Genomic DNA, 25,232 nt, shown 5'->3' on the forward strand with positions numbered 1-25,232 from the left:
CGGGCAATGGAGGGGACGAGGCGCGACGTGCGCCGGACAGATGCGTTCAGCGCGTCGCGATTGCCACTGCCGCACCGGCCATCGCGGTCGCGCTCGTGCGGTTGGCGAACCGCTTCGCGCGCGCCGACGTCAGGAACGCCCGTGCGCGTGACGCAAGCAGCGACCAGAAGCAGTCGGCGAGGATCAGCACCGCGAGCATCGTGCCGACGAGTTCGGCCCACGCGGTCACGCCGACGTGCGCGAGATCGACGAGAGTCGGCAGCAGCGCGAGATAGAAAACGGCGATCTTCGGATTGCCGAGCGTGACGGCCATGCCTGCAACGAACATGCGCCACGGCGACTGGCCGCGCGGCAGGTCGTCGGCGCCGGTTTCCGTCGGCGCGGTCCACATCTTCCACGCGAGGAACAGCAGGTACGCGACGCCGAGCAGCTTCAGCACGATCAGGCCCGTTTCAAACGTGCGTGCGAACGCGGACAACCCCGCGACCGCAAGCGTGAGCCACAGCGCCTCGCCGAGCCACATGGCCGCGAGGAACGGCAGCACGTCCCGCACGCCGTTCGTCAGCACGCGCGCGACCAGCGCGGCGACGCTCGGCCCGGGTGTGCCGGCGGTGACGAGCAGGGTGACAGCGAACACGGCGAGCGCGGACAACGTCATGACGAACCTCGTGGGTGGGGGCGTTCGAAACGTATGAGGTTTCGATTATAGTGACGGCCGTTCCAGACTGCCTGCCTGAATTGCCGTGATGACTGCATCGATCCTGATTCGTCCCGCCACGCGGGAAGACGCGGCCGCGATGGCCGCCGTCGAAGTCGCCGCCGCGCAGCGGTTCCGCGAAATCGGCATGACCCACATCGCCGAAGGCGAGCCGACCGATACGGCCGCCGTGCTCGTGCGCATCGACGGCGGCCGCGCGTATGTGGCGGTCGATCCGCAGGGCACGTGCGTCGGATTTGCGTTCTACCGGCTGCTCGATGCGCAGCGGCTTTACCTGGAAGAACTGGATGTCGCGCCGTCGCATGCCGGACAGCGGATCGGCGCGCGCCTGATCGAGCAGGTGATGGCGCGCGCGGCGCAGGAGGGTATCGCGGAGGTCGTGCTGTCGACGTTTCGCGACGCGCCGTGGAATGCGCCGTACTACGCGCGCCTGGGTTTCGGCATCGTCGACGACGCCACGCTCGACGACACGCTGCGTGCCATCCGCGCGCACCACGTGTCGCTCGGGCTCGACGAGACGCAGCGCGTGTTCATGCGCGCGGACGTGCGCCGCTGAACACGCGCTGCCCGGCCGTCAGGCCGCGTCGCTCAGCGCCGGGTAATCGGTATAACCCGTTTCGCCTTCCGCGTAGAACGTCTCCGGCACCGGCTTGTTGAGCGCTGCGCCGAGTTCGAGGCGGCGCGGCAGGTCGGGGTTCGCGATGAACAGCTTGCCCCATGCGATCGCGTCGGCGCTGCCGTTCGCGAGTGCAGCCTGCGCGGTGTCGAGCGTGAACTGTTCGTTCGCGATCAGCGGGCCGCCGAACGCCTCCTTCAGGCGCGGACTCAGGTGGTCGCCCGAATACGATTCACGCGTGAAGATGAACGCGATCTTGCGGCGGCCGAGTTCGCGTGCGACATAGCCGAACGTCGCGGCCGGATCGGAATCGCCCATCGTGTGCGCGTCGCCGCGCGGGGCAAGGTGCACGCCGACGCGGCCGGCGCCCCACACGTCGATCGCTGCGTCGACCACTTCGAGCAGCAGGCGTGCGCGGTTCTCGACCGGGCCGCCGTACGCATCGGTGCGGCGATTGGTGCTGTCCTGCAGGAACTGGTCGAGCAGGTAGCCGTTCGCGCCGTGGATCTCCACACCGTCGAAGCCGGCGGCCTTCGCGTTTTCGGCGCCCTTGCGGTACGCGGCGACGATGCCCGGGATTTCGTCGAGTTCGAGCGCGCGCGGCGTCACGTACGGGCGCTGCGGACGCACGAGGCTCACGTGGCCGCCCGCGGCGATCGCGCTCGGCGCGACCGGCAGGTCACCGTTCAGGAACACCGGGTCGGAGATCCGGCCGACGTGCCAGAGTTGCAGCACGATGCGCCCGCCGGCCGCATGCACGGCCTGCGTCACCTGTTTCCAGCCTTCGACCTGCTCGTCGGACCAGATGCCGGGGGTATCCGCATAGCCGACGCCCTGCGGCGTGACCGACGTTGCCTCGGTAATGATCAGGCCGGCCGTGGCGCGCTCGGCGTAGTAGCGGGCCATCAATGCGTTCGGCACGCGTGCGGCGCCCGCACGGGAGCGGGTGAGCGGCGCCATCACGATGCGGTTCCGCAGGGTCAGGTCGCCGAGGGTGACGGGATCGAACAGGGTGGGCATGGCAAAAAACCTCTTCACGAAAGGCGGGAAACCGTCGCGTCATGGGCGACAGCGTTCCGCATGGCCGGTTCGGCCGTGTTGGCTAGAGTTCGCGGCGCAGGGCGTCGTGAAATGCGTCGATGACGGCCTCGTTGCGTTGAAAGAACGCCCACTGGCCGATCCGCGTCGACGTCACGAGCCCCGCGCGCTGCAGTGTCGCGAGGTGCGCGGAGACGGTCGATTGCGACAGCCCGCAGCGCGCGTCGATCTGGCCCGCGCAGACGCCGTGTTCATACGGCAGCGTCTGGTTCGGGAAATGCTCGCCCGGCGTTTTCAGCCAGTTGAGGATCTCCCGGCGCACGGGGTTCGAGAGCGCTTTCAGGATCGCGTCGATGTCGAGTTCGGTCGGCATGGATGGGGTAGGCGTTTCAGTCAGGCAAACAGGTATCGTCGATGGGCGAATCTTATATCGGAACTTGACGATATGTTTGAAAGCATTGTTCTCAATGGGGTTGATAGGCGGAGGCGCGATTGGGGTCGCATCAGAATGACGCTCGCCGGGGGAGGTCCGAGCGCGTAGGGTCTGCTCTCGAGACAGGGGCGAACCTTATGGCCGTACCCGCCCGGCGGCGCATGACGGCGCCGACGTGTCGCGAGCGGTCAGCCTGCGTTTCCGCCGGCCTTGACGTCCTGCTGCCGGGCCAGCGCCAGAAAGCCGGCGATATAGGCCACGTCCTCTTCTCCGCGACGCACGCCGAGGTGGATGCTTTTGTGAATGCCGTCTTGACCGAGACGCACCATGCGAATCGGCATGGACGCGCCTTCCTCGATCACCAGCCAGTCGGGCAGCACGGCCACGCCCCGGTGTGCTGCGACGAGCTGCAGCATCAGCTCGGTCTGCTCGGCCGTGCGATGGAATTTGGGCCGGCAATGGGCGGGGACCAGGAAGCGCGTATAGATGTCGAGCCGCTCCTTGCCGACGGGCACCGTGATCAGTTCCTCGGCGAGCAGGTCATGCGGCAGCGCGAACTCGCGCGCGGCAAGCGGGTGCTGCTCGTGTACCACCAGCATCAGCTCGTAGTCGATCACCGGTTCGAACACGACGTCGGGCAGGTCGACCGGATCGGGTGTGACGAGCAGGTCGATTTCATAGCCGAGCAGCGCCGCGACGCCATCGAAACCGAACGCAGTCCTGACGTCGTAATCGACATCGGGCCAGCTTGCGAGATAGCGTGAAGTCAGCCGCGTCAGCCATTTCTGGCAGGGATGGCACTCCATCCCCACACGCAGTGCGCCGCGTCGCCCCTCGGCAAACTCGACGAGCGTGCGCTCGGCATGTTCGATCTGCGGCAGCACGCGCTCGGCCAGCGCAAGCAGGTATTCGCCCGCGTGCGTAAAGCGCAGGCCGCGCCCGTTCTTGGTCCAGAACTTGACGCCGTGCCGCTCCTCGAACTTGCGGACCATATGCGACAGCGCCGACTGCGAGACATGGAGGCGCTCGGCGGCCGCGGTCAGGCTGCCGAGGCGCTGGACTTCCTTCAGGATCGAAAGATACTGGAGATCGAGCATCGTTGAACTCCCCACATTGCTTGCAACAGGCGATCGCCGGCGTCGGGACGTATGCCGCGCATCGGCCGGCTCGCGGCGCCATGACGCCGCTCATCTGCGCGGGTCAGGCTGTCGCCGTGCCCCGGGCCGAGGTCCACAGGAACGCCGCGAGCCCCAGCACGGGCCCCGGCACCAGCAGCCAGATCGCATCGAGCCCGATCTTCTCGAGCAGCGCGGTGGTGGCGGCGATCGAGACGACCGTGATGGCGAAGCCGATCGAGTTCTGGATTGCCAGTGCGCCGCCGACCCACGCCGGCGGGCAGGCGCGTGCCGCCAGTGCCGAGAATTGCGGCGAATCGGCGATGACCGACGCTCCCCAGACGACGAGCAGCACCGCCATGGCTATCGGCGGCAGCACGCGCCATGCGAGTGCGAAGGTCAGCGCGCAGAACCCCGAGATGGCTAGCGCGCCGAGTGCGACCTTCGCACTGCCCAGCGTGCGCGACAGCATCCCGCCGACGAGCGAGCCGATTGCGCCCGTGGCGATGACGCCGAAGGCCAGGCCCGACACGCCGACACGGGGAAACTGCGACGCCAGCGCGGTATGGGCGATCAACAGCGGCACGGCGGTCCAGAACGTGTAGAGCTCCCACATGTGGCCGAAGTAGCCGAGCGTCGCGGCACGAAACGCGCGGATCCGGAACGCCCCGAGCACGGCGGCCGGGCCGCCTTGCCGCCCGACCGCGGCGTTCGTCCGCGGATGGGTGCCGTCACCGAGGACGCCGATCACGACGGCGCCGATCAGCGCGAGCACCGACGACGCGGTGATGATCCACTGCCACGGCAGACCGGTGCCGACGACCCGCATCGCGTGCGGCAGTGCCGTGCCGAGCGTCAGCATGGCGACCAGCTGGGCCAGCGCGGAACCCGTGCGATCCGGCGCCCAGCCGACGATCAGCTTCATGCCCATCGGATAGATGCCCGCGAGGCAGATGCCGACGCCGAACCGGAACGCGGCGCCCGTGGCAAGACCGCTCGACAGCCACGCAAAACCGAGATTGAAGGCGGCCCCGAGCACGGCGCTGCACACGAAAATCCGGCTCGCGCGAAACCGGTCCGCGGCGCCGCTCAACGAGATCGCAAGCGTGCCGAAGATGAAGCCCAGCTGTACCGCGCTGGTCAGCCAGCCGATGTCGGCAGCGCTCGCGTGCCAGAGCCGCATCAGGTCCGGGGCCGTGCTGTTCGCGCTGAACCACAGCGCCGTGCCGAACAGCTGCGCGATCGCGATCGCGGCGACCGGCCCGATTCCGTCGACCAGCCAGCGCCGCAACCCGGTGCGCGGTTCCACGATGCTTGAACACATATGACTTCCTTGGCGGTTGCGCGACGGTCCGCTTTCTCGCACGCCGTCCTCGCGCCGAATCGGACGGAAGTGCCCGTGCGAGCCGGCAGGGGCACCGGCTCGCACGGGCGGGGCTGAATGGAGGGCGCGGGTCGCGCCGCTGTCGGGTGACGTCGACCGGAAACGATCGAATCAGGCCGTGACGAGCTGACCCAGCCAGCGCGTATCGCGCGGCGACGGCCGACGATGCAGGCGCTGCTCGAGCAGCGCGCGTGCCTTGCCGGCGTCGCCGCTGCGCATCCACGCGACCAGCAGCGTGTCCTGCACGATTTCGCGTTGTGCGCCGCTGCCGCCGATGCGTACCGCTTCATGCGCCACGGGCTCGAGGAGGGCCGCGCATCGTGCGTATTGCTCGTCGGCGAATGCAAGCGCTGCGCGGCAGATTGCCGGCACCACGGTACCGGCCCGCAGCGTGCCGGCTTCGACGAGCGCGTCGAGCGCGCCCGCCCGCTCGTCGAGCGCCGCCTTTGCGCCGGTGGCCGCCGCGATCAACGCCATATGGACATCGGCGAACGGGAAGCCGGCCTGCCGGAAGTAGTCCGATGCATACCGGGCCGCATCGTCCCACTTGCCGTCGGGAACGGTGTGACCGTAAGCCTGCATGCGCCAGAGGAACGAAGCGGTATCGCTGACCACGTTGATCGGCACGCCCAGCGACGCCGCCGGCGCAACCTGCGCGTCGTAGATCGCGAGCGCGCGTTCGGTATCGCCGCGTTCGAGCGCGATCAGCGCCGCATGCCACGCAATGTGGCTGTGAAGGATGCCGCTGCGGTCGTATTCAGGCAGCCAGCCGGCGATCATCGCGTCGGCCTCGTCGTTCGCGCCGGCCTCGTACAGCACGTGTGCCACCGCGTGCGCGGCGTTGACGTTGTGCCGGCGCAATTCGAGCGCACGCTGCGTCAGCGTGCGGCCGAGCCGGACGTCGCCGTTTTCGCCATGCGCCCAGCCGCGATACGTCAGGAACCACCAGTCGTCGTCCTCGAAATGCCGCGCATGGCGCTCGCAAAGATCGACGCGCGCCTGATCGTGATCCGCCATGCCCGAAAACGCGAACAGGCCGAACGCGCCGAGCGGCAGCGACAACACGATCACGTCGCGCGGCCAGCTGTCGGCATGCTCGAGCGCGGCCGTCAGTGCCGGTGCGGACTGCCCGTGGATCGCGAGCGACAGCACGTTGACGTGGCTGCGCTCGCGCGGCGTGCCGTTGCGGGCAGCGAGCGCGACCGCGTTCGTGATCATCGCGCGTGCTTCACCGATTTCGGCGCGGATCGCATGCAGGCGTGCCCGGGCCGCCTGCGCCAGCGCGAATTCCGGATCGGCCGCGATCGCCTCGTCGAGCGTTTCGGCTGCGCCTGGCCACAGGGACAGGAGCAGGTCGACGCCGGCGCGATAGCGCTCGGCCGCGCGTTCGGACGTCGTCGAAAGGGGCAGGCTGTAGCGGTCGAAACAGGCCATGAGGCGGGAAACTCCGGTAAGTATCGTTGGCGTTCGGGGCGGCGGCGGTCAATTGCGCGCGCGTTGTCGCGAGACAGGCATGACGATGATTAGACCAAGTTTCTCGGTGTCGGTATTTCGATTAATAGACAAGATATATAGAATATCTGCCAACTGGAGAATCATCATGGTCTGGGAGACGATCGAGGCGCCGGCGAACGCGGCGCCACCGGCACCCCTCAGGGTGCGCGCGCAGTTCATTCCCGCCCGCCACTGTTTTCCCGAACATCATCATGGCTGGCATCAGGTGGTGTACGCGATCTCGGGCGCGCTGACGGTGATCGCGGAAGGCGGTTCCTACGTCATATCGCCGGATCAGGCCGTGTGGCTCGCCACCGGCGCGCGGCATCGCGTCGGCTCGCTGCTGGGCGCGGAATTTCGAAGCCTGTGGATCTCGGACGACGCGGGGCCGGCGCTGCCGGGCACGAGTCCGAGCGTGTTCACCGTCTCGCCGTTGCTGAAGGCGCTGATCGTCGAGGCGAGCGAAATCGAAGGGCAACCCGACGAAGACGGCTATGCGGCGCGCATCACCCACCTGATTCTCGACCAGCTGCGACGTGCGCCGGCGCTCCCGTCGGCATTGCCCTGGCCGCGCGATGCGGCGCTGATGTCGCTGTGCGAAGCGCTCTACGCGGATCCGGCGGACCTGCGCGGCCCGGAGGAGTGGGGCGCGATGTTCGGGATGTCGACGCGCACGCTGGCCCGCCGGTTCGTCGCCGAAACCGGCATGAGCCTGCGCTCGTGGCGCCGTCGCATGCGCCTGTTCAGGGGGATTGAACTGCTTGCGGGCGGGCACGGCGTGACACGCGTCGCGATGGAGCTGGGCTACGGCTCGACGTCGGCTTTCGTCTACGCGTTCCGGCTGGAGATGGGCAGCAGCCCGCAGGCCTACATGCGCGGCCGCGGCACCGAGTTCGGCGAACGCGCGCCGGCGCGGCCGCGCTGAAGGCGAGAGGAATCGGGGCCGATCGGATCCCGGGGGATCCGATCGATGATGCGGACGCTTACGCCGGAAGATCCTTCGGATCGCACGATTCGCACGCGGCAGCGGTGCGCGTGGCTTCGTTCCGGATATAGAAGCGATACACGCCATACACGAACGCGACCCAGACCGCCGACACCACCAGCGACATCCGCATGTCCGGCAGGATTGCGATACAGGCCATCACCGCGGCGACGAAGCAGAGCGCAATGTAGTTGCTGTACGGATAAAACGGCATCTTGTAGGTGAGCTTGTCCGCTTCGCCGTTCGCGATCCGGATCTTGCGAAAGCGCAGGTGGCTGATGACGATCGAACCCCATGCACAGACGAGCGCGAACACGGTGACCGACGAGAACAGCTCGAATGCCTGTTCCGGCATCACGTAGTTGAGCAGCACGCCCGCAAACATCGTCGCGAACACCATCAGGATCGCGCGATACGGCACCTTGCGGTTGTTGACGACGCCGAGGAACGCCGGCGCGTTCTTCTGCAGCGAAAGGTTGTAGAACGTGCGGCTGTTGGTGAACACGCTCGCGTTCACGGCCGAGAGCACCGCCATGATCACGACGAGGTTCATGATGCCGGCCGCGGCGGGAATGCCGATCTTCGTGAATACCTCGACGAACGGGCTGCCCTTGGTGGTCAGCGAGGTCCACGGGAACACCATCAGCAGCACTGCGATCGCGCCGACATAGAAAATCAGCAGGCGCCAGAACGTCGCGTTGATCGCCTTCGGCATGGTCGTGCGGACATCCTTCGCTTCGCCGGCTGCGAGGCCGAGATTTTCGACGCCGCCGAACGAGAAGGCCACCATCACGATCGCGAGAAAGGTGCCGCCCACGCCTTTGGCGAAGAATCCGCCGTTCGCAACGAGGTTGTGATAACCGATCGGCACGCCGTGGTTGCCGATGCCGAACACGATCATGCCGGCGCCGAACACGATCAGTGCGACGATTGCCGCGACCTTGACGAGCGCAAACCAGAACTCGGCCTCGCCATAGAACTTCACGCCGATGACGTTGACGCAGAACATGATCGACACGGCCGTGCCCGCCGTCACCCAGATCGGGATGGCGGGGAACCAGAAGTGCACGTAGTTGCCGAGCGCGTTCAGGTCGGCCGCGCTGGTGGCCAGCAGGAAGATGAACGCATTCCAGCCGTTCAGGAAGCCGACGAAGCGGTGAATGTAGCGGTTCGAGTATGAGACGTAGGAACCGGATACCGGCTCCTCGACCGCCATCTCGCCCAGTGCGCGCATCACGAAGTAGATCGCGATGGCGGCGAGCACATAGACGAGCAGGATGGCCGGGCCGGCCGTGCGGATGGCCCAGGACGAGCCGTAGAAAAGCCCGGTGCCGATCGCGCCGCCGATCGCGATCATCTGGACGTGCCGGTTCGACAGGTCGCGCTTCAGGTCTTCCTGTTCGTAAGTCGTGGTTTGAGGGGTCTGTGTCATGTCGCCTCCGAGAGTGTCTTCATCTGTCTTTGCAGTTGCATGGGAAATCCGGATTTTTATCTGTATTCCTGATTAATGGACGTGATCGGTCCGGACAATCGACATCCTGGTGGTGCGTCTGGTGACCGTGGGCGAAGCGGGCGCTAGTTCAGCGTCGCGCCGGCTCGCGTGGCTGAAGTCAGAGTGCGGCCAGTGCCTGGCTCAGGCGCTCGACGGCCTCGTCGATCAGGATGCGCGGGCACCCGAGGTTCGCGCGCAGGTAGCCGTGCCCTTCGATGCCGAATTTCTGCCCCTTGTCGAGCCAGAGTCGCGCCTGGGTCAGCATGAAGCGATTGAGTACGTCGGGGTCCATGCCGAGCCCGCGGCAATCCATCCAGGCGAGATAGAGCGAATCGGCCGGCAAGACCTCGATGCGCGACGTGATGCCGTGGATCGCGTCGCGAAAGTGGGCGTGATTGCCGCGCAGGTAGATCAGCAGCGCGTCGAGCCACGACTCGCCGTGGGTATAGGCGGCTTCGGCAGCCACCATGCCGAGCGTGTTGACCGACTGGTACATGTTCCGGTCGAACTGTCGCCGTAGCTGGTCGCGCAGGCGCGGGTCCGGCACGAACAGGTTCGCGCTCTGCAGTCCGGGCAGGTTGAAGGTCTTGCTCGGCGCGGTGCAGGTGATGCTGTTGCGGGCGAACGGTCCGCCGAGCGATGCGAACGGGACGTGCTTTTTGGCCGGATTGAGGATCAGATCCTGGTGGATCTCGTCGGAGACGACGATCACGCCATGACGTGCGCAAATTTCGCCCATCGTCCTCAGCTCGCCCTCGGTCCACACATTGCCGGTCGGATTGTGCGGGTTGCTGAGGATGAAGAGCCGCGTGTTGTCGCGTATCGCCGCTTCGAATGCGCGCGCGTCGAAACGATAGGCGGTGCCGGCCCGCTCGAGCGGGGCGAACACGAGGTGCCGCCCGTTCAGCAGGACATCGTCGTGGAAGTGCGCATACACGGGGGGCTGAATCAGGACCGTATCGCCGGGCGACGAGAAGGCCTGGATCGCCGTCTTCAACGCGGTAATGATGCCGCTCGCCTGCATCACCCAGGAGCGATCGACTTCCCAGCCGAAGCGACGTGCCTGCCAGTCGACGACGGCCTTGACATAGCTTGCGGTCGCGCCGCACGAATAACCGAAAACGCCGTATTCGACCGCGTCGTGCAGCGCATCGATGACAGCGCGCGGCGCGCGGAAATCCATGTCGGCGACCCACATCGGCAACGGATCGGCAGCATGCTCGTCGGGGGACAGCAGCGTGGCGCCGAACGCCCATTTCAGCGAGTTCGATGATCTGCGGTCGATGACTTCGTCGAAGATCGAGGCGGTCGTGTCTGCCGCGCCGCCGCCGGCAGGAAATTCAGAATGAGACTTCACGTTCCCTTCCATTCACGATAAAACGGCACGCCGGTGGCGTGACCACGTATGGCGAATAGAGTAGCAGCGCGAAATATTGAGCAACAATGGTATCTCCTCATGGAGCAGTGAGCCCGGCTCATGGATGCCGGTTCGCGTCAGGCGTCAGATCCCCAGTGCCACGAGAAAGCGCGAGACCATGTTGTAGGCGGCCGCTGTGGCGACAGCCTCGACCGTCTGCTCCTCGCCGAAATGCGACTTCAGTTCGGCGATCACATCGGCATCGACGCGCACCTGCCGGGTCGATTGATCGGTCAGACGAATCAGCGCGCGTTCCGCGTCGCTGAACAGCCGGCTGTCTATCCCGGCGGCCTTCAACGCTTCGCTCTGCGCGCGCGTGCCGCCTGCCGCCAGATACGCCGGGTAGTGAACGTCCCATTCGAAATCCGCACCGTTGAGCACGGCCACACGCAGCATGATCAGTTCACGGTACACGAGCGGCAGGCTGAAATCGGCGCGCACCCGGCGCAGCAGTTCGTTCCATCCCGTCGCCAGCGGCTCGCTCCTGAGCAGGATGCGGTCGATGCCGATCAGTTCGCCGCCCGGACGACGCGCGCGCATCGCGGCAAGCAAGGCTTCGGGGGCCGGTTCTCCGTCCTGCCAGGGGACGACTCTTGTTTTCGACATCTTCACCTCCAGTGGAAATTTCGTTGCGGTACCGTCGCGAGAGGCGGCGCCCGGCCGTCACGCGGCACGGGCGCCTGGCCCCGACGGCTGTCAGGGTTTCATGACGTCGCCGTCGTAGAGCATCTCGTAGTGCTTTTGTCCGCCCGCCTTGAACGAGTGGAAGCCGTTCTGCAGGAAGGCCGAGACGAGATTGGCGCCCACCAGCGTGATGAACAGCACGATGGCGAACGAGCGAATGGCCGGGTGCGGACGCGGCGACGGTTCCGCGGCCGATGTCGTGCGGGCCTGCGCATGCAGGCACAGCATCAGCACGCAATAGACGATCGAGGCCGTGAAGATCATGTAAGTCCACGTGTACATGTGCAGGCCGAGAATCGCCGAGCCCGTCGGGACCGTATAGGCGGGCGCCTTGGCGAACATGAACAGGAGGCTGATCAGGCTGCCGATCAGTGCGCCGAAGGCACTGAGCAGGTAGTTCCAGGCCTGGGTGCCGAAACGCAGATTCAGCAGCAGCCCGCTGCCGAGGATCATGAAGCCGACCCGGATCAGGTTGCAGAACGCGCACGGGAGTTCGCCCATTGCCAGCTGGAAGTAGAAAGCGGCGAGCAGCGTGATGGCGATGCCGAGCAGCGCGGCGGTATCGAGTCCTTCGAGGTGCCGTGGTTCGAGCTTCATTACCACGACCCCAGCGTCATCAGATCCTTCATGTGATGGCTGCCGTGATGAACGGTCCAGATGACGACAAGCAATGCGCTCGTCGACCACAGGAGCCGGGCGGCGGCCACGTTGCGTAGCGATGCCAGTGCCGCGGCGAACGCGAACAGCACCGGAATAAAGCCGATGAACATTCTGGACTTCTCCTTTTCCAGGAAAACCAACGGAATAATCGAACAGGCAATTTATCGCCGGGCGGTCTTGTTGTATGTCGATCGGTGGTCAACCTGTATCGATGAATGGACAAGCACAAAAAATGCGACGCGCATGCGATCCGTCGATGCGCCGTCAACGGGTCAAGGGCGCACGGCGCGGCGCGAGCATTCGGAATCCGCAGCGGGGTCAGTCGTGCGCGCTTGGGGGCGACACACGCACGTGCCGTGACGCAAGCTTCCCGATGAAGAGGCTGGCCGTCCGGATGACGAGATATCCGATCAACAGATTGGCGCTGACGAATACGGGCAGGGCCAATGCCCGGGCCGATCCAACCCCCGCGTGCGCCAGTTTCAGGCTGGTCACCGATGCGGCGTCGACGCCGAACGTATAGGCCCAGTACGCAGGGACGAACGGTTGCGCACGCAGCCACGCGGCGAGCCGCAGGCCAAGCAGCAACTGAAAGAGGCCGTAGCCCCACAACATGAGAATCCAGTGGTCTGCGCTGTCGGGAGACAGGGTCAGCCAGGCCATCGCGCACACGGTCGGCGGTGCGAGCTGGATGCCGATCAACGGGCGTTGCGATGCCGGCACCGTCGTCGGGTGCCACAGCCGCTGTATGACCAGCGACTCGAGCGCCACCCACGAGAACAGGCCGGCACCCAGAAACAGCCATCCCCAGTCCGGGTGACCCAGCGAGCCGAGTACGGCTGCGCTGGTAAAGTTGCCTGCGACGGTCGGCAGATACACGGTCGGCAACGTGTCCTGTGAATCACGCCCGCCTTGCCAGAGCGTGCCCGTGTGCCACAGGCTGAATCCCAGGTGCCACACGATGCTGACGACGCATAGCACCCACGCGATGGTGATCGAATACGGCTGGACCGCCATCGCAACGAGCGAAGTGGCTGCGGACACCAGCGCCGGTGTGCCGCCCTGAACGGGATGCAGGCATTCGGCCTGCACCTGCTCGAAGCGACGCATGGCTTGCCACGCGTAGCCGGCGATCAGGACGGCCCAGGTCAATCCCGCCACCGCCAGAATCGTTTCGCCCACAAACGGCGGCAGTGCCCATAGTCGCGCGGCGGCGCGCCAGGCCTGCCCGAGGCCGGCCAGGCCCAGCACCATGCCGAAATGCGACGCCGGAATCGTCACCTGTCCTGGGTGTGCCATGCCGGTTCCCGCAGCGGGCCATCGCTTGTGTCATCCGAAGGCTCGTGGTTCATCGTGAGCACCATGCGGAATCTGACGTCGCCCGATTTCATTCTTCGATAGGCTTCGTTGGCCTGCTCCAGCGGCATGACTTCCATCATCGGGCGGATCCCGGCGAGCACACTGAAATCAAGCGCTTTTTCGCTCTCGTACGGCGAGCCGGTAATCGATCCCTGTACCGTCCGCTCGCCGACGACCAACTGGCCGGACGACACGGACAGCGGGTCCCTGGTCACGCCGAGCACGACGAGCCGGCCCGCAGGGGCCAGGCCGTCCAGCAAACCGGATACCGCGTCGGCATTGCCGATGGTGGACAGGATGGCGCGCGCGCCGCCCATGCTTTGCAGTCGGGTGGCGGCATGCTCCTGGCTGGTATCGATGTAGACGTGTGCGCCCAGCGCCAGCGCATCCGCGGCGACCTCGCCGCGCCGGCCGATGGCGACGACCTTGAATCCCATGTGGCGCGCATACTGCAACGCCATGTGCCCGAGGCCGCCGACGCCGAGAATGGCCACGACATCGCCCGCTTCGGCGCCGCACTTCTTGAGCGCGTTGAAGGTCGCGATCCCTGCGCAAAGCAGCGGGGCGGCTTCCGCCGCGCCGAGTTCATCCGGAATCGAGACGAGCGCCGTGCCGCGTGCGAGCATCATCTCGGCGTAACCGCCGTCGCAGGTTGCGCCGACGACCGGCTGGTTGCGGCACAGCTGGAAGTGTCCCTGGCGACATTGAACGCATTCGTTGCAGTAGCCGCCAAGACGGCCCACGCCGACGCGCTGCCCGATCGTCCAGCGCGACGGTACACCGGCACCGAGCGCGGCGATTCGTCCCACGATCTCGTGACCCGGAACGCGTGGGGGTTGCAAGGCCGGATCGGCGCGTTCGATGTCGGAGGCGTCCGCGCCGCATATCCCGCAAGCTTCGACCGCAATCAGCACTTCGCCGGCTGACGGCGTGGGCGTCTTGCGCGCCACCAGTTCGAGAACGCCGGGGCGGGTTACCTGCATGGCCCGGTAATGACTTTTCATGAGGGTTTCTCCAGAGTCGTGAATGGAACCTGATGTGCCGAAGCGACGCGTCGTCATTCGCCCGAATCAGGCAAGGCCCGCACACCTGCGTGCGCCGCTTCGATGGCGCCGGCGACATAGCCCGGAAACTGTCGTGACCATTCGCTCGCGATGCCGGTCAGGCGCCGATGCCACGGGCCGGACAGCGCGGTGGCGTCGGGGGCTCGCGTGTGCTGGCCGTTGTCGTCGAGATCGGCGGCGGTGGCCGTGAAGGCGTCTTGCGCCCAATCCTTGATGACCTCGGCTTCGGGCGCCGCAGCCTTCGCACCGAACACGCGTACCAGCTGTGCGCGGCAATGCGCGCGCAGCACGTCGTCACGCACGTTTTTGCGGACGTGTGCGGGGATGCCGAAGAAGCCGAACAATGCCGCGCTGCCGCCCGGCATGGACGCGTCGTGGATCTCGCCCAGTGGCCCGCGTGCGCTTCGAACCTCGCCCGACAGCCCCTGTTCGCGCCAGAACGGTGCGTTGTAGACGGCGACGTACTTGGCGTGCGGCGCCATCCAGGTGCTCGTGTCGCGCCATTGCCGGGCCAGTGCCGCGGGCAATGGCGGGAAGAACGCGATGTGCTGCTCCGCCAATCGTGGCGGAACGGCCAGCAGCACGTGTTCGACGCGCCAGGTCGTGACACCATCGGCGGCGCTTTCGCTTTCCAGTTCCACATGGGCGTCGACGATGCGGATGCGCCGCACGATTTGACGGGTGACGAGGCGGGGTGCGTGCAGGCGGTCGCGCAGCGCATCGGTCAGCGCGCTCATTCCGCCCGCCACGCGCATCGACGCCGGCGTGCTGGCGTACCCCCGCATGCGTACCGGCGGCGCGTCCGGCGAGCGCTCGATCATCATGTCGCCCGCTTCGTATTGCTCGAAGCGCTGCAGGCCCAGATCGTGGATCAGCCGGTCCAGCTCGGGCTGGAGGTGTGGCCAGAACCACGTCGGGCCCAGATCGAAGCGATCGATGTCGTCCGCCGAAGTCGCTGCGCCGTGGGCCGCGTGCCGCGAAACGGAAGCAATGCGGCCGCCCGGAACATCGCGTGCCTCGAGCAGCACGTAGTCGCTGATGCGTTGCCGCTCCAGCAGGTACGCCGCGTACAGGCCGCTCAGGCCCGCGCCGACGATGGCGATGCGTGCCGTCTGCATGGCTATGCCTCCGCCGTCATGCCGGCCGGGCGGCTGGTCTTGAGATAGACGGTGGCTCCATGAGCCCCGGCGACGATCTCCGGATACTCGCCCTTCGGCAAACGCATCCAGCTGCCATGCCCGTGGAACCGGGCGTCGTCCTCGATTTCTCCGGCCAGGACGAGCACTTCGGCGCCGTCTGTCGGCGCGGAAAACATTGCTTCACGCGGCGCGAGGCGTTGCAGGCAAACCTGTTCGACATCGTTCGCGAACAACGGGCAGATTTCGCGGCCGTCGCGCCGTTGCCAGGCCGCCGGGTCGTTGGTGTCGACGCGTACCCGCTGGCGCTCGCCGGCGCGCATCTGCCGGAGCTTGACGAAGAGGATGGCGCCCTCGCGGCTGGATGGGCGGTGGCTGGAGCCGGGCGGATTGCGCAGATACCAGCCTGCCGGATAGTGCGCGCCGTCTTCCGAGAAGGTGCCGGACAGCACGAGAATCTCTTCGCCCTCGGGGTGCAGGTGGGGCGGGAAGCAGGAAGCGGGCGCATACCGGACGAGACTGGTGGCACGGGCTTGTTCTCCACCCAGCCGATCCAGCATCACGCGCTCGACGCCGGCCTGCGGGGAGGCCACCCATCGATACTGGTGCGGCGCGACGACGACGCGCCGCGAGAAATCTGCGTTGACGAGCATGGGTGTTGTCCCTGGGCTGGATGGGCACGCGGTCGGCCGACCGGGAATCGGCAGCCGGCCGCGCTCGATGCGAATTACTGACCGGACAGTTGCGCGTGGGCTTCGATGACGCGCGCCGAATAGGTCAGCGCGGCCCCCGCGTTCAGCGCGATCGCGACGCCCAGCGCTTCGGAAATTTCTCCCAGCGTGGCGCCGTGCTCGACGGCCTTTTGGGTGTGCACGGAAATGCAGCCGTCGCAGCGGGTAGTCACGGCCACGGCGAGGGCGATCAGTTCGTGGATCTTGGGATCCAGATGGCCCGTTTTCGCGGCGGCACCGTCGATCGCCGTCAGGCCGCGCACCACGTCGGGGCTGTGTTTCGCATAGTCGCCGACGCGCGCCAGCAGGGCGGCACGGTAGGCGTTCCAGTCGTTCATCATGTTGAGGTATCCAGATAAATAAGGGCCGGGAGCGGGATGACGCCCGGCCGTGTGACTAGGCGACCTGGTAGATGCGCACGTCGGGCGCGGCATCCAGCAGCGGTGCGAGGCCGGCCACCACATCGGCGGTGAACAGGTCGCTTTGCAGGTATGCGTTCGCGTGCTCCGTGCTGTCGAAGCCGTGCAGCACTTGCACGTCTTCATTGCGCACGAGCAGTTCCTTCGATTGCGCACCGGCGACGGTGTCGAGGAAAGGCGTCTTGTACCGCCGGTAGATCTCGGCTGCGGCAGCCCGGTTGGCGTCGGCAATCCTGAGCGTGATCTGCAAATAGACCATGTCGTTTCTCCTCATCGAGCGGGAAGGTGCAGCGGGTTTCCGGCCGTCGATCCATCATGGATCGAGGGTCCGGTCTGAACCGGGCAGGCGAGCGGGTCGTGCGTCTGCCCGCTATCCATCAGTTGCGGCCGGCCATGACGCCGCCGTCCACGTCCCAGATCGCGCCGGTGACCCAGCTCGCCTTGTCCGACAGCAGGAACGCGACGACTTCCGCAACGTCTTGCGGCGTACCGACCCGGCCGATCGGGTGGAAGCTGTTGAAGCCCTGCAATGCGTCGTGTACGTCGGCCTTCGGGATGAAGCCTTCGTAGATCGGCGTCTGGACGACGGCCGGCGACACCGCATTGACGCGAATGTGCTTCGGGGCCAGTTCCATCGCCAGATGCTGCGTCAGCGAGTGCAGGCCTGCCTTCGCCATCGAGTACGCCGACGACGGGGTCGCGGCGATCGCCTGCTTCGCCCACATCGAGCCGATATTGACGATCGCGCCCGGGCGGTCGCCGGCGACCAGATTGGCGGCGACTTTCTGCGTGATGAAGAAGAACGCCTTGTTCAGCTTCATGTACTGGTCGTAGTCGGCGTCGCGATGCTCGAGGAACGGCTTGGGGAAGAACACGCCCGCGGCGTTGACCAGCAGGTCGATGTCCGGGTGGTGCGCGTCGAGGGTCTGGAGCAGCGCCGCGAGACCGTCGTCGCTGGACAGATCCGTCGTCAGTGCCGCGACCGGGCCCAGCGCGGCCAGCTCCTGGTGCGCCGCCTCGGCCTTGTCGGCCCGGTGCCCCACGATGACCGCGCTACCGCCTTCAGCGAGAACCAGGCGGGCCGTCTGCAGCCCCATTCCGCTGGTACCGCCGACGACCAGCAGCTTCTTGCCCTTGAATTGATTGCCCATGATGAATTCCGTTTAGAAGAAAAGCTATTGATGACGGCGCCCCCGGATGGATTGGACTGCGAGTCCATCCACCACCGAGTAGGGGCAACGGCCGGTGCAGGGTGAATTTTTCGCCGTTTCACTTTCGGCGGCAAACGAGATAAAGTGTTCTTCATTGAAAGAAAATCTTTGCCGCCATGAAGTCACCCGTTCACCTGAATGCGTTACGTGCATTCGAGGCCAGTGCCCGTCATCGGAGCTTTTCGGCGGCTGCGGCCGAGCTTCATGTGACGCCTGCGGCTGTCGGTCAGCTCGTCCGTTCGCTGGAAGAATGGCTGGGGGCGCCGCTGTTCCATCGTGGTGCCAGCGGGCGTCTTCGACTCGTGCCGACCGAGGCGGCCGAGCGCGCATTGCCGGATATTCGCGCCGGCTTCGACAGGCTGACGGTGGGGCTCGAACGGCTCAGGGAGGGATCGACGAACGGGGTGCTTACCGTCGCGGTCAGCCCGGCCTTTGCGGCCAAGTGGCTGCTGCCGCGGATCGAGCGCTTCCAGAACGCGTGGCCCGATACGGACGTGCGCCTGGATACCAACCTGAAGCCGGTGGATTTCGTGACCCAGCAGATCGATATCGGCGTGCGTTACGGAACGGGCAACTGGCCGGGGCTCGTCGCGGACAAGCTCATGGACGAAGATGTCTACCCCGTGTGCTCGCCCGGGCTGCTGCGTGGACGTCCGCGTCTGCAAAAGCCGGCCGATCTGGCCCGTGAGACCCTGATCCACGACCTGTCGATGGATAGCCGCACGGGCTTTCCCGCCTGGGATACGTGGCTGCGCAAGGCTGGCGTGGCGGATGCCGCTACCGGGCGCGGGATGCAGATCAACAATTCCGCGGCGGTCCTGCAGGCCGCCATCGAGGGGCACGGCGTCGCGCTCGCGCGTAGCGTCATGGCGCGCGACGATCTGGCAACCGGGCGTCTGGTGCGACTCTTCCCGGAAATCACCTACGCGTCGCCGTTGGCCTATTACATCGTGTATCGCGACGAGTGTTCCGGCCTGGCGAAACTCGTGGCCTTTCGCGACTGGTTGCTCGAGGAGGCGGCGTTGTAGCGAGGCGCCGCGCGCAGCCGACGACGGGCGTGTCGCCGGCCGGTACTGCGTCGGCTACATCGTGCCCTGTGTCACCTGGACCGGATGCTTGCCGACGAACGCGTATCGCCCCTGCGTCGCATCGACATGCGCGACCGTATCGAGCACGCGTATCACGGGCGGAAAGCCGTACACCCGCTCGACCGTCGCCCTGTACTCGTCGCCGTGCCAGCGCGCGGCGGCTTCGCGCGTGCGCCACACGTACACGCCGCCGCCTTCGTGGGTTGCCGCGTCATAGAAGTACCACTTGTGCAGCAGATCCGGATTTTGCGCCCACTTCGACGCGGTGCTTTCATAGCGCTCCGTCAGCGTGGCGACATCGACGTCGGGTTGCAGCTTGAAGAAGACGAGTTCGGTAATCACGGTCAATCCTCCGTTGGCAAATCAAGGGAATCGAACGCACCTGCCGACGGACGAGCCGGAAACCGTGCCGCATGCGCTTCAAGCGGCAGGCGCAGTGCATTCGTGAGATAACTCACCGTCCGATAGAAGCCGGCGAGCATCAGCAGCTCGAGCATTGCCTCGTCGCTGAAATGCCGGCACAGCGCGCGCCACAGGCCGGCGTCGATATCGCAGTGCCGATGCAGCGCATCGCACATCCGGATCAGCAACCGGTCGTCATCGTTCCAGCATGCGTCGTCGGCCGAGCCGCAAGCCAGCGACCGGATTTGCTCGCTGGTCAGCTTCGCCGCCCGGGCGAACACGGCGACATGCACGCCCCATTCGTATTCGGACCCGCAAAGCGCGGTAGTGCGGTCGATGACGATCTCACGCTGCCGGATGTCGAGATGGCCTTTGTCCAGCAGGCCGGCGGCAAAGAATTTCGTGAACAGGCGCGGATCGCGCGCGAGCGTGGTGAAGAGTCGCAGCGGTGGACGGCCCTGCATGATCCGGTCGATCGAAGCCGCGATGTCGGGTGCGAACGGCGGCGATGCGGATGCAATACGCTGAGTCATGTGAACCCCGTGCATGAGACGGTGCATGCGTGGTAGCGTAGGCGTCGTGCTTTAAAAAGTAAAGCAGAGGCGGAACACGATTCAAGCGATTGACTCGGCCTGGCGTTTGCTTTAAAAAGTACAGCATGACCACACCAAAAATCGGACAACGCGTTCGCGGATCGACGACAGGGCGGCCCATCATGGTCGTGCTGGATCTGCTCGGGCGCCGCACCGCGCTGCGCATCCTGTGGGAGCTGCGCGGCGCGCCGCTCACGTTCCGCGCGCTGCAGGAAGCCTGCGAAACGAACGCGCGCCTGCTCAACACGCGGCTGGCCGAGCTCAAGGCGTCGGGGCTCGTCGAGCATGGCGAGGGCGGCTACTGCATGACGGCCGAAGGCCGGCGGCTCGAAGCGGCGCTGCAGCCGTTGCTGGGGTGGGCGAGACAGTGGGCGAAGCGCGATCCGGACGGGCTGGACGCGGCCGATCGCGAGCAATCCGGCCAGTCACGCTGACCGATCCGCGCGCGGGCGCGCGTCGCTGTCATTCCAGATCATGCGTCGAGCGTGGTCCATGTTTGCTTGAGGAGTCCTTTCATGCCTGTTCGGGCCGTCATATTCGACTTCGATCTGACGCTGGCGGATTCGTCCGCGGCGATCATCGAATGCACGGAATACGCGTTGCATCAGCTTGGTGCAGCCGGCGCGACACCCGCGCAGATCGGTGCGGTGATCGGGTTGACACTGCCGCAGATGTACCACGCGTTGACGGGCGAAACCGAGCCGGCGCGGGCCGACGCGTTCGCGCGGCATTTCGTGGCGCGTGCCGACGAGATCATGGTGCCCGGCACCCGCATCTATCCCGAGGTGCCGCCGCTGCTTGCCCGGTTGCGGGCGCAAGGGCTCGCCGTCGCGATCGTGTCGTCCAAGTTTCGCTACCGGATCGACGCGATTCTCGAACGTAACGGTCTGCAGTCGCTCGTCGACGTGCTGGTCGGCGGCGAAGACGTGCAGCGTCACAAGCCGGATCCCGAGGGGCTCGTGCAGGCACTGGCGCGGCTCGATCTGCCGGCACACGCTGCGATCTACGTCGGCGACCATGCGGTGGACGCACAGGCGGCCGAGCGCGCCGGCGTGCCGTTCGTCGGCGCGGTGAGCGGCATGACATCGTTCGACGCGTGGGCGCGCGCGGGCAAGCAGGCGGTCCCCACGCATATCGGCGAACTGGCCGCGATCGTGCAGCAAATGCAGCGCGCTCCGGGCCACGCGTCCGGCTCGCACGACGCCTGACACGGGATCCGGGAGCCGCACGATGCCGCGCCACGTGAACCATCTGCGCTGGAAGATCGTCGCGTTCCTGGTCGCGCCGCTGACCTTCGTGATGACGCTCGATCGCGCGGCGATGGCCGTGGCCGCGCCGACGATCCAGGGCGAACTCGGCCTGTCGATCGTCGAGATGTCGATGATCCTGACGATTTACTTCTGGGCCTATGCGATCGGCCAGATTCCGGCCGGACGCGCGGCCGAACGCTTCGGGTCGCGCCGCGTGCTGTTCGGCACGAGCACGCTGTGGTCGCTGATGATGATCGTCACGCCGTTCGGCAATTCGTTCGCCTGGCTGTTCGGTTGCCGGCTGGTGCTCGGCGGCGCGCAGTCGGCCGACTGGTCGAGCAGCGTCGTCGCGCTCAAGCGCTGGTTTCCGGCCGGCGAGCGCGCGAAAGGCAACGCGGTGCTGCTCGCGGGGCTGTATCTGGGCCCGATCGTGTCGGCGCCGCTCACGGCCTGGACGATCGTCCATTTCGGCTGGCATGCCGTCTTCTACGGATTCGGCGCGCTCGGCCTGCTGCTCGGTGCAATCTGGTGGTTCGGCTACCGCGATGCGCCGGCGTCGCATCCGCTCATCACGCCGGCCGAGGCGGACTACATCGCGGCCGGCCAGCCGCCCGGCCACACGGTCGTGTCGGGTGCGCTCATGCGTTGCCTGCGGTTGGCGCGCTTCTGGATCTTCGGCATCCAGTATTTCCTGCTCGTGCTGATCCAGAGCTTCTACACGACGTGGCTGCCGACCTACCTGATGCGCGCACGCGGACTGTCACTGAAGGCGATGGGGATGTATGCGTCGCTGCCGTGGGTTGCCGTGTTCGTCGCGGTATTCGTCGCGGGCACCGTCAGCGACCGGTTGCTGAGGAAAACGGGCTCGATCTACTGGGCGCGTACGCCGGTCGCGATCGCGGGATTCGTCGTGAGCGCGCTGGCACTGGTCGCCGCGTCCCGCGCGGAGGCGATGGCCGCGGTCATCGCGCTGCTGAGCCTGTCGTTTGCGGCCGTCGGGTTCGTGCAGGTCGTCGTATGGTCGGCCGCGCAGGATCTCGGGCGGCCGTTCGCCGGCGTGATGTCGGGCTGGACCAACGTGTGGGGTGCGCTGTCGAACGTCGCGGGTCCGATGGCGCTCGCGCTCGTCGTCAAGGTCACCGGCAGTTGGGGCAGCGGGATGTTCGTCATCGGTGCCGCAGCGGCTTGTGGCGCGGTGCTGTGGCTGTTCGTGCATCCCGAGCGCCCGTTGCTCGCCGTGCCGGCGGGCGACTTGCCGCCGGCGGCAGAGGGCCGGAGCGCGTCGCGCGGCGACGCGCGCACAACCCGGGCCGACGCCGGGCGGGTTTCCGAGCCGGCCGACTGAGCCGCATTTGAGCCGTATTGAGCAACGGACCGGCAGCGCGCGACGGATTCTGCGACCATCGCCGTTAAAGTCATATCCGCCACTCGATCCGTCGCCATGTCACTCGTTTCCGTTGCCTTTGCAAGCCTCCGGCGCTCACGCGTGTTGCCGGCTGTCCGAATCCTGTCGGTCGCGATGCCGGTCGCCGCAGCCGTCGGCGTCCTGGGCGGCGCGCATCCAGCCGCAGCCGCCACGCCCTCCCAGCGCGAACGTCTCGAAGCGCCGGTGAAGGCCGTCGCCGATCAGCGCTTGACCGTCGACACGCCGCAGGGCAGCGCGATGTTGCCGGTCTACGCCGACCATCCCATCGACAAGGCGGCACCCGACGTCACGCGCGTGTTCATCGTGATTCACGGCACGCTGCGCAATGCCGACGCCTACTACGCATCGGGGCTGAAGGTCGTCGAGCAGGCCGGCGCGGCCGGCAACGGCACGATGGTCGTCGCGCCGCAATTCCTGACACGCGCCGATACGCGTGCGTTCTCGCTGCCCGCGCAAACGCTGGCATGGACGCAGGAAGGATGGAAGGGCGGCGACCCGGCCCGTCAACCGGGGCCGATCAGCTCGTTCACCGCACTCGATGCATTGCTCGCGCATTTCGCCGACCGCAGCCGGTATCCCGCGTTGTCGACCGTGGTCGTGATCGGCCATTCCGCCGGCGCGCAGTTGCTGCAGCGCTATGCGGTGGCCGGGCACGAAGGCGATGCGCTGGGGCGGGCCGGCATCGCGGTGCGCTACGTGGTCGCGAACCCGTCGAGCTACCTGTATTTCGACGACCAGCGGCCGGCCGGCCAGGCGCTCGCGGGCGGAACCTGTCCGAGCGCGACGGAATGGAAATACGGGCTGAAATCGGCGCCGCCTTACGTCGCGTCGCAGGACGTGCGCGATCTCGAAACGCGCTACGTCGCGCGCCATGTCGTCTACCTGCTCGGCCAGGCCGACACGAACCCGTACACGCATTTCATCGACCGTTCGTGCGCGGCCATGGCGCAAGGCCCGTACCGGCTCGCGCGCGGGCTGGCCTATTTCGATTACCTGAAGAAGCGGCATCCGGACGATCTCGCGCAGCAGGTCGTCGAAGTGCCGGGCGTCGGGCACGACGGGCTCGGCATGTTCACGTCCGCTTGCGGGCTGGCCGTGCTGTTCGGGCAGCCATTGCCGCAGTCGTGTCCGGTCGTAGCCGGTACGGCGCCGGACAGGCGAGCGGCAGCGCAGTGAGCGTGCATGCGGGGTTCGCGCACGGTGAAAATCGATCGATCAGAAAAATGCAGGAATCGGCAAGATAAATTCATTTCCCTGCGAAGCGCGCCCGGTTCAGGATGACGGCGTTGCCAGGAGCGCCCCCATGAACATCACGATCCTCGACGATTATTTCGACACGCTGCGCACGCTGCCGTGCTTTCGCAAGCTGGACGGGCATACGGTCACGATCTGGAACGATCACGTGCAGGACGTCGACGTGCTGGCCGAACGCCTGCGCGACACGGAAGTGCTGGTGCTGATCCGCGAACGCACGCAGATTCGCGCGCCGCTGATCGCGCGGCTGCCGAAGCTGCGGCTGATCAGCCAGCGCAGCGTTTATCCGCACATCGATATCGACGCGTGCACCGCGCACGGTGTGATCGTGTCGTCGAACCAGCATGCGGGCACGCCTTCTTATGCGGCCGCCGAGCTCACGTGGGGCCTCGTGCTCGCCGCGATGCGCCAGATTCCGCAGCAGATGCGCGCGCTGCAGGCCGGCAACTGGCAGACCGGTGTCGGGCGGACGCTGCGCGGGCGCACGCTGGGGATTTACGGCTATGGCCGGATCGGTGCGGAGGTCGCACGATATGGCGCCGCGTTCGGGATGAACGTGCTGGTCTGGGCGCGCGAAGCGTCGCTGCAGCGTGCGCGCGACGACGGGTGGAACACGGCGCCGGACAAGCGCGCCTTCTTCGAAACCTGCGACGTGCTTTCGCTGCACATGCGGCTCGTGCCGGCCACGCGCGGCATCGTGACGGCCGAGGATCTGGGCCGGATGAAACCGGGTGCGCTGCTGGTGAACACGAGCCGTGCGGGCCTCGTCGCACCGGGCGCGCTCGAAGCGGCGCTGCAGGCCGGCCGGCCCGGGATGGCGGCGGTGGATGTCTACGAGACGGAGCCGTTGCGTGACCCGCAGCACCCGCTGCTGCGCTTGCCGAATGTCGTATGCACGCCGCACATCGGCTACGTGACCGAGGACGAATACGAGACGCAGTTCGCGGATGTGTTCGACCAGATCGTGTCCTATGCAGCCGGGCAGCCGCTCCACGTGGTCAACCCGGACGTGCTCGTGCGCGAAACGGCGTCGATCGAGCCGCTGATCCTCGACCTGCTCGAATGGATCGGGCCCGCCGGGCGGCCTTATGACGAGGTGATCGATGCGTGGCGCACGTCGTGCCCGCGCCTGCCGGTGTGGGAGGAAGCCTGTGCGCGCGGCTACGTGGTCCGGCACCCCGCGCGGGACGGCGTGGCGATGGTCGAGGTGAACGCGGCCGGCCGCGCCCGCCTTCAGGCCGGCCGCGCATGATCGTGCCGGTG

The 25,232-nt window shown here is 66.6% G+C and carries 27 protein-coding genes and 1 pseudogene; 8 read left to right on the forward strand and 20 right to left on the reverse strand.

The window, feature by feature from the left end; translation table 11 throughout:
- Nucleotides 1-46: 46 nt before the first annotated feature.
- Entirely contained in the window at nt 47-658 is a 612-nt protein-coding gene (locus tag BDI24065_RS09345) for a LysE family translocator (RefSeq protein WP_175030987.1), read from the reverse strand.
- 88 nt (nt 659-746) lie between these two features.
- On the opposite strand from BDI24065_RS09345, the gene BDI24065_RS09350 reads away from it, so the two are divergent.
- Entirely contained in the window at nt 747-1,274 is a 528-nt protein-coding gene (locus BDI24065_RS09350; RefSeq protein WP_175030988.1) for a GNAT family N-acetyltransferase, read from the forward strand.
- 18 nt (nt 1,275-1,292) lie between these two features.
- Here the strand turns inward: BDI24065_RS09350 and BDI24065_RS09355 are convergent, their stop codons facing one another.
- The 5 genes from BDI24065_RS09355 to BDI24065_RS09375 all read right to left on the reverse strand — a co-directional run bounded on the left by BDI24065_RS09355 (nt 1,293) and on the right by BDI24065_RS09375 (nt 6,738).
- Entirely contained in the window at nt 1,293-2,354 is a 1,062-nt protein-coding gene (locus BDI24065_RS09355) for an alkene reductase (protein WP_175030989.1), read from the reverse strand.
- A gap of 82 nt (nt 2,355-2,436) precedes the next feature.
- A complete protein-coding gene (locus BDI24065_RS09360; protein ID WP_011354559.1) occupies nt 2,437-2,745 on the reverse strand; it encodes an ArsR/SmtB family transcription factor in 309 nt (102 codons plus the stop codon).
- 248 nt (nt 2,746-2,993) lie between these two features.
- Complete coding sequence (locus tag BDI24065_RS09365) at nt 2,994-3,902, reverse strand: LysR family transcriptional regulator (RefSeq protein WP_175030990.1); 909 nt, start codon at nt 3,900-3,902, stop codon at nt 2,994-2,996.
- A gap of 103 nt (nt 3,903-4,005) precedes the next feature.
- Nucleotides 4,006-5,244, reverse strand: a complete 1,239-nt coding sequence (locus BDI24065_RS09370) for an MFS transporter (RefSeq protein ID WP_175030991.1) — start codon at nt 5,242-5,244, stop codon at nt 4,006-4,008.
- A gap of 171 nt (nt 5,245-5,415) precedes the next feature.
- Nucleotides 5,416-6,738 (reverse strand): tetratricopeptide repeat protein, encoded by a 1,323-nt coding sequence (locus BDI24065_RS09375; RefSeq protein WP_175030992.1) that lies wholly within the window; start codon nt 6,736-6,738, stop codon nt 5,416-5,418.
- 79 nt (nt 6,739-6,817) lie between these two features.
- Between BDI24065_RS09375 and BDI24065_RS09380 the strand changes: the two genes are divergently transcribed.
- Nucleotides 6,818-7,723, forward strand: a complete 906-nt coding sequence (locus tag BDI24065_RS09380) for an AraC family transcriptional regulator (protein ID WP_254609714.1) — start codon at nt 6,818-6,820, stop codon at nt 7,721-7,723.
- Nucleotides 7,724-7,781: 58 nt separating this feature from the next.
- Here the strand turns inward: BDI24065_RS09380 and BDI24065_RS09385 are convergent, their stop codons facing one another.
- The 12 genes from BDI24065_RS09385 to BDI24065_RS09440 form a co-directional block, all read right to left on the reverse strand.
- On the reverse strand, nt 7,782-9,215 hold the full coding sequence (locus tag BDI24065_RS09385; RefSeq protein ID WP_175030993.1) for an amino acid permease: 1,434 nt from the start codon (nt 9,213-9,215) through the stop codon (nt 7,782-7,784).
- 178 nt (nt 9,216-9,393) lie between these two features.
- The gene (locus BDI24065_RS09390) at nt 9,394-10,644 is read right to left on the reverse strand and encodes a MalY/PatB family protein (protein WP_175030994.1); all 1,251 of its coding nucleotides are present in this window, start codon (nt 10,642-10,644) and stop codon (nt 9,394-9,396) included.
- Nucleotides 10,645-10,776: 132 nt separating this feature from the next.
- Nucleotides 10,777-11,298 (reverse strand): carboxymuconolactone decarboxylase family protein, encoded by a 522-nt coding sequence (locus tag BDI24065_RS09395; protein WP_175031076.1) that lies wholly within the window; start codon nt 11,296-11,298, stop codon nt 10,777-10,779.
- Nucleotides 11,299-11,388: 90 nt separating this feature from the next.
- Nucleotides 11,389-11,973, reverse strand: a complete 585-nt coding sequence (locus BDI24065_RS09400) for a disulfide bond formation protein B (RefSeq protein WP_175030995.1) — start codon at nt 11,971-11,973, stop codon at nt 11,389-11,391.
- Complete coding sequence (locus BDI24065_RS09405) at nt 11,973-12,146, reverse strand: hypothetical protein (protein ID WP_175030996.1); 174 nt, start codon at nt 12,144-12,146, stop codon at nt 11,973-11,975. Before BDI24065_RS09405 ends, BDI24065_RS09400 begins: the two co-directional genes overlap by 1 nt.
- 208 nt (nt 12,147-12,354) lie before the next feature.
- Nucleotides 12,355-13,317 (reverse strand): dicarboxylate transporter/tellurite-resistance protein TehA, encoded by a 963-nt coding sequence (gene tehA, locus BDI24065_RS09410; protein WP_254609715.1) that lies wholly within the window; start codon nt 13,315-13,317, stop codon nt 12,355-12,357.
- Entirely contained in the window at nt 13,314-14,399 is a 1,086-nt protein-coding gene (locus tag BDI24065_RS09415) for an alcohol dehydrogenase (RefSeq protein ID WP_175030998.1), read from the reverse strand. Before BDI24065_RS09415 ends, tehA begins: the two co-directional genes overlap by 4 nt.
- A 53-nt stretch (nt 14,400-14,452) precedes the next feature.
- Nucleotides 14,453-15,577: a flavin monoamine oxidase family protein gene (locus BDI24065_RS09420; RefSeq protein ID WP_175030999.1), complete on the reverse strand. Its 1,125-nt coding sequence runs from the start codon at nt 15,575-15,577 to the stop codon at nt 14,453-14,455.
- Between the two features lie 2 nt (nt 15,578-15,579).
- Nucleotides 15,580-16,248 carry a cupin domain-containing protein gene (locus tag BDI24065_RS09425; protein ID WP_175031000.1) on the reverse strand — a complete coding sequence of 223 codons (669 nt, stop codon included), beginning with the start codon at nt 16,246-16,248 and terminating at the stop codon, nt 15,580-15,582.
- A 74-nt stretch (nt 16,249-16,322) separates the two neighbouring features.
- Nucleotides 16,323-16,667: a carboxymuconolactone decarboxylase family protein gene (locus BDI24065_RS09430; RefSeq protein ID WP_175031001.1), complete on the reverse strand. Its 345-nt coding sequence runs from the start codon at nt 16,665-16,667 to the stop codon at nt 16,323-16,325.
- A 55-nt stretch (nt 16,668-16,722) separates the two neighbouring features.
- Nucleotides 16,723-17,004: a hypothetical protein gene (locus BDI24065_RS09435; RefSeq protein WP_175031002.1), complete on the reverse strand. Its 282-nt coding sequence runs from the start codon at nt 17,002-17,004 to the stop codon at nt 16,723-16,725.
- Nucleotides 17,005-17,122: 118 nt separating this feature from the next.
- Nucleotides 17,123-17,896, reverse strand: coding sequence for an SDR family NAD(P)-dependent oxidoreductase (locus BDI24065_RS09440; RefSeq protein WP_175031003.1), 774 nt, complete (start codon nt 17,894-17,896; stop codon nt 17,123-17,125).
- Between the two features lie 176 nt (nt 17,897-18,072).
- On the opposite strand from BDI24065_RS09440, the gene gcvA reads away from it, so the two are divergent.
- Nucleotides 18,073-18,984, forward strand: a complete 912-nt coding sequence (gene gcvA, locus BDI24065_RS09445; protein WP_175031004.1) for a transcriptional regulator GcvA — start codon at nt 18,073-18,075, stop codon at nt 18,982-18,984.
- 54 nt (nt 18,985-19,038) lie between these two features.
- On the opposite strand, the gene BDI24065_RS09450 is transcribed toward gcvA, so the two are convergent.
- Together BDI24065_RS09450 and BDI24065_RS09455 are read right to left on the reverse strand one after the other, a co-directional pair.
- Nucleotides 19,039-19,386, reverse strand: coding sequence for a YdhR family protein (locus tag BDI24065_RS09450; protein ID WP_175031005.1), 348 nt, complete (start codon nt 19,384-19,386; stop codon nt 19,039-19,041).
- Between the two features lie 2 nt (nt 19,387-19,388).
- Nucleotides 19,389-19,979 (reverse strand): carboxymuconolactone decarboxylase family protein, encoded by a 591-nt coding sequence (locus BDI24065_RS09455; RefSeq protein WP_175031006.1) that lies wholly within the window; start codon nt 19,977-19,979, stop codon nt 19,389-19,391.
- A 182-nt stretch (nt 19,980-20,161) separates the two neighbouring features.
- Here BDI24065_RS09455 and BDI24065_RS09460 point away from each other — a divergent pair, with 182 nt between their 5' ends.
- The 5 genes and pseudogenes from BDI24065_RS09460 to BDI24065_RS09480 form a co-directional block, all read left to right on the forward strand.
- Nucleotides 20,162-20,473, forward strand: a complete 312-nt coding sequence (locus tag BDI24065_RS09460; RefSeq protein ID WP_226148649.1) for a winged helix-turn-helix transcriptional regulator — start codon at nt 20,162-20,164, stop codon at nt 20,471-20,473.
- A gap of 81 nt (nt 20,474-20,554) precedes the next feature.
- Nucleotides 20,555-21,247, forward strand: coding sequence for an HAD family hydrolase (locus tag BDI24065_RS09465; RefSeq protein ID WP_175031008.1), 693 nt, complete (start codon nt 20,555-20,557; stop codon nt 21,245-21,247).
- Between the two features lie 22 nt (nt 21,248-21,269).
- A complete protein-coding gene (locus BDI24065_RS09470) occupies nt 21,270-22,634 on the forward strand; it encodes an MFS transporter (RefSeq protein WP_175031009.1) in 1,365 nt (454 codons plus the stop codon).
- A gap of 96 nt (nt 22,635-22,730) precedes the next feature.
- A complete protein-coding gene (locus BDI24065_RS09475) occupies nt 22,731-23,891 on the forward strand; it encodes an alpha/beta fold hydrolase (protein WP_175031010.1) in 1,161 nt (386 codons plus the stop codon).
- Nucleotides 23,892-24,018: 127 nt separating this feature from the next.
- A pseudogene (locus BDI24065_RS09480) lies at nt 24,019-24,984 on the forward strand (D-2-hydroxyacid dehydrogenase family protein); the annotation flags it as partial.
- Nucleotides 24,985-25,232: the final 248 nt, after the last annotated feature.

Origin of the sequence: Burkholderia lata, from assembly GCF_902499025.1 — a bacterium.
Classification (GTDB): domain Bacteria; phylum Pseudomonadota; class Gammaproteobacteria; order Burkholderiales; family Burkholderiaceae; genus Burkholderia; species Burkholderia lata_C.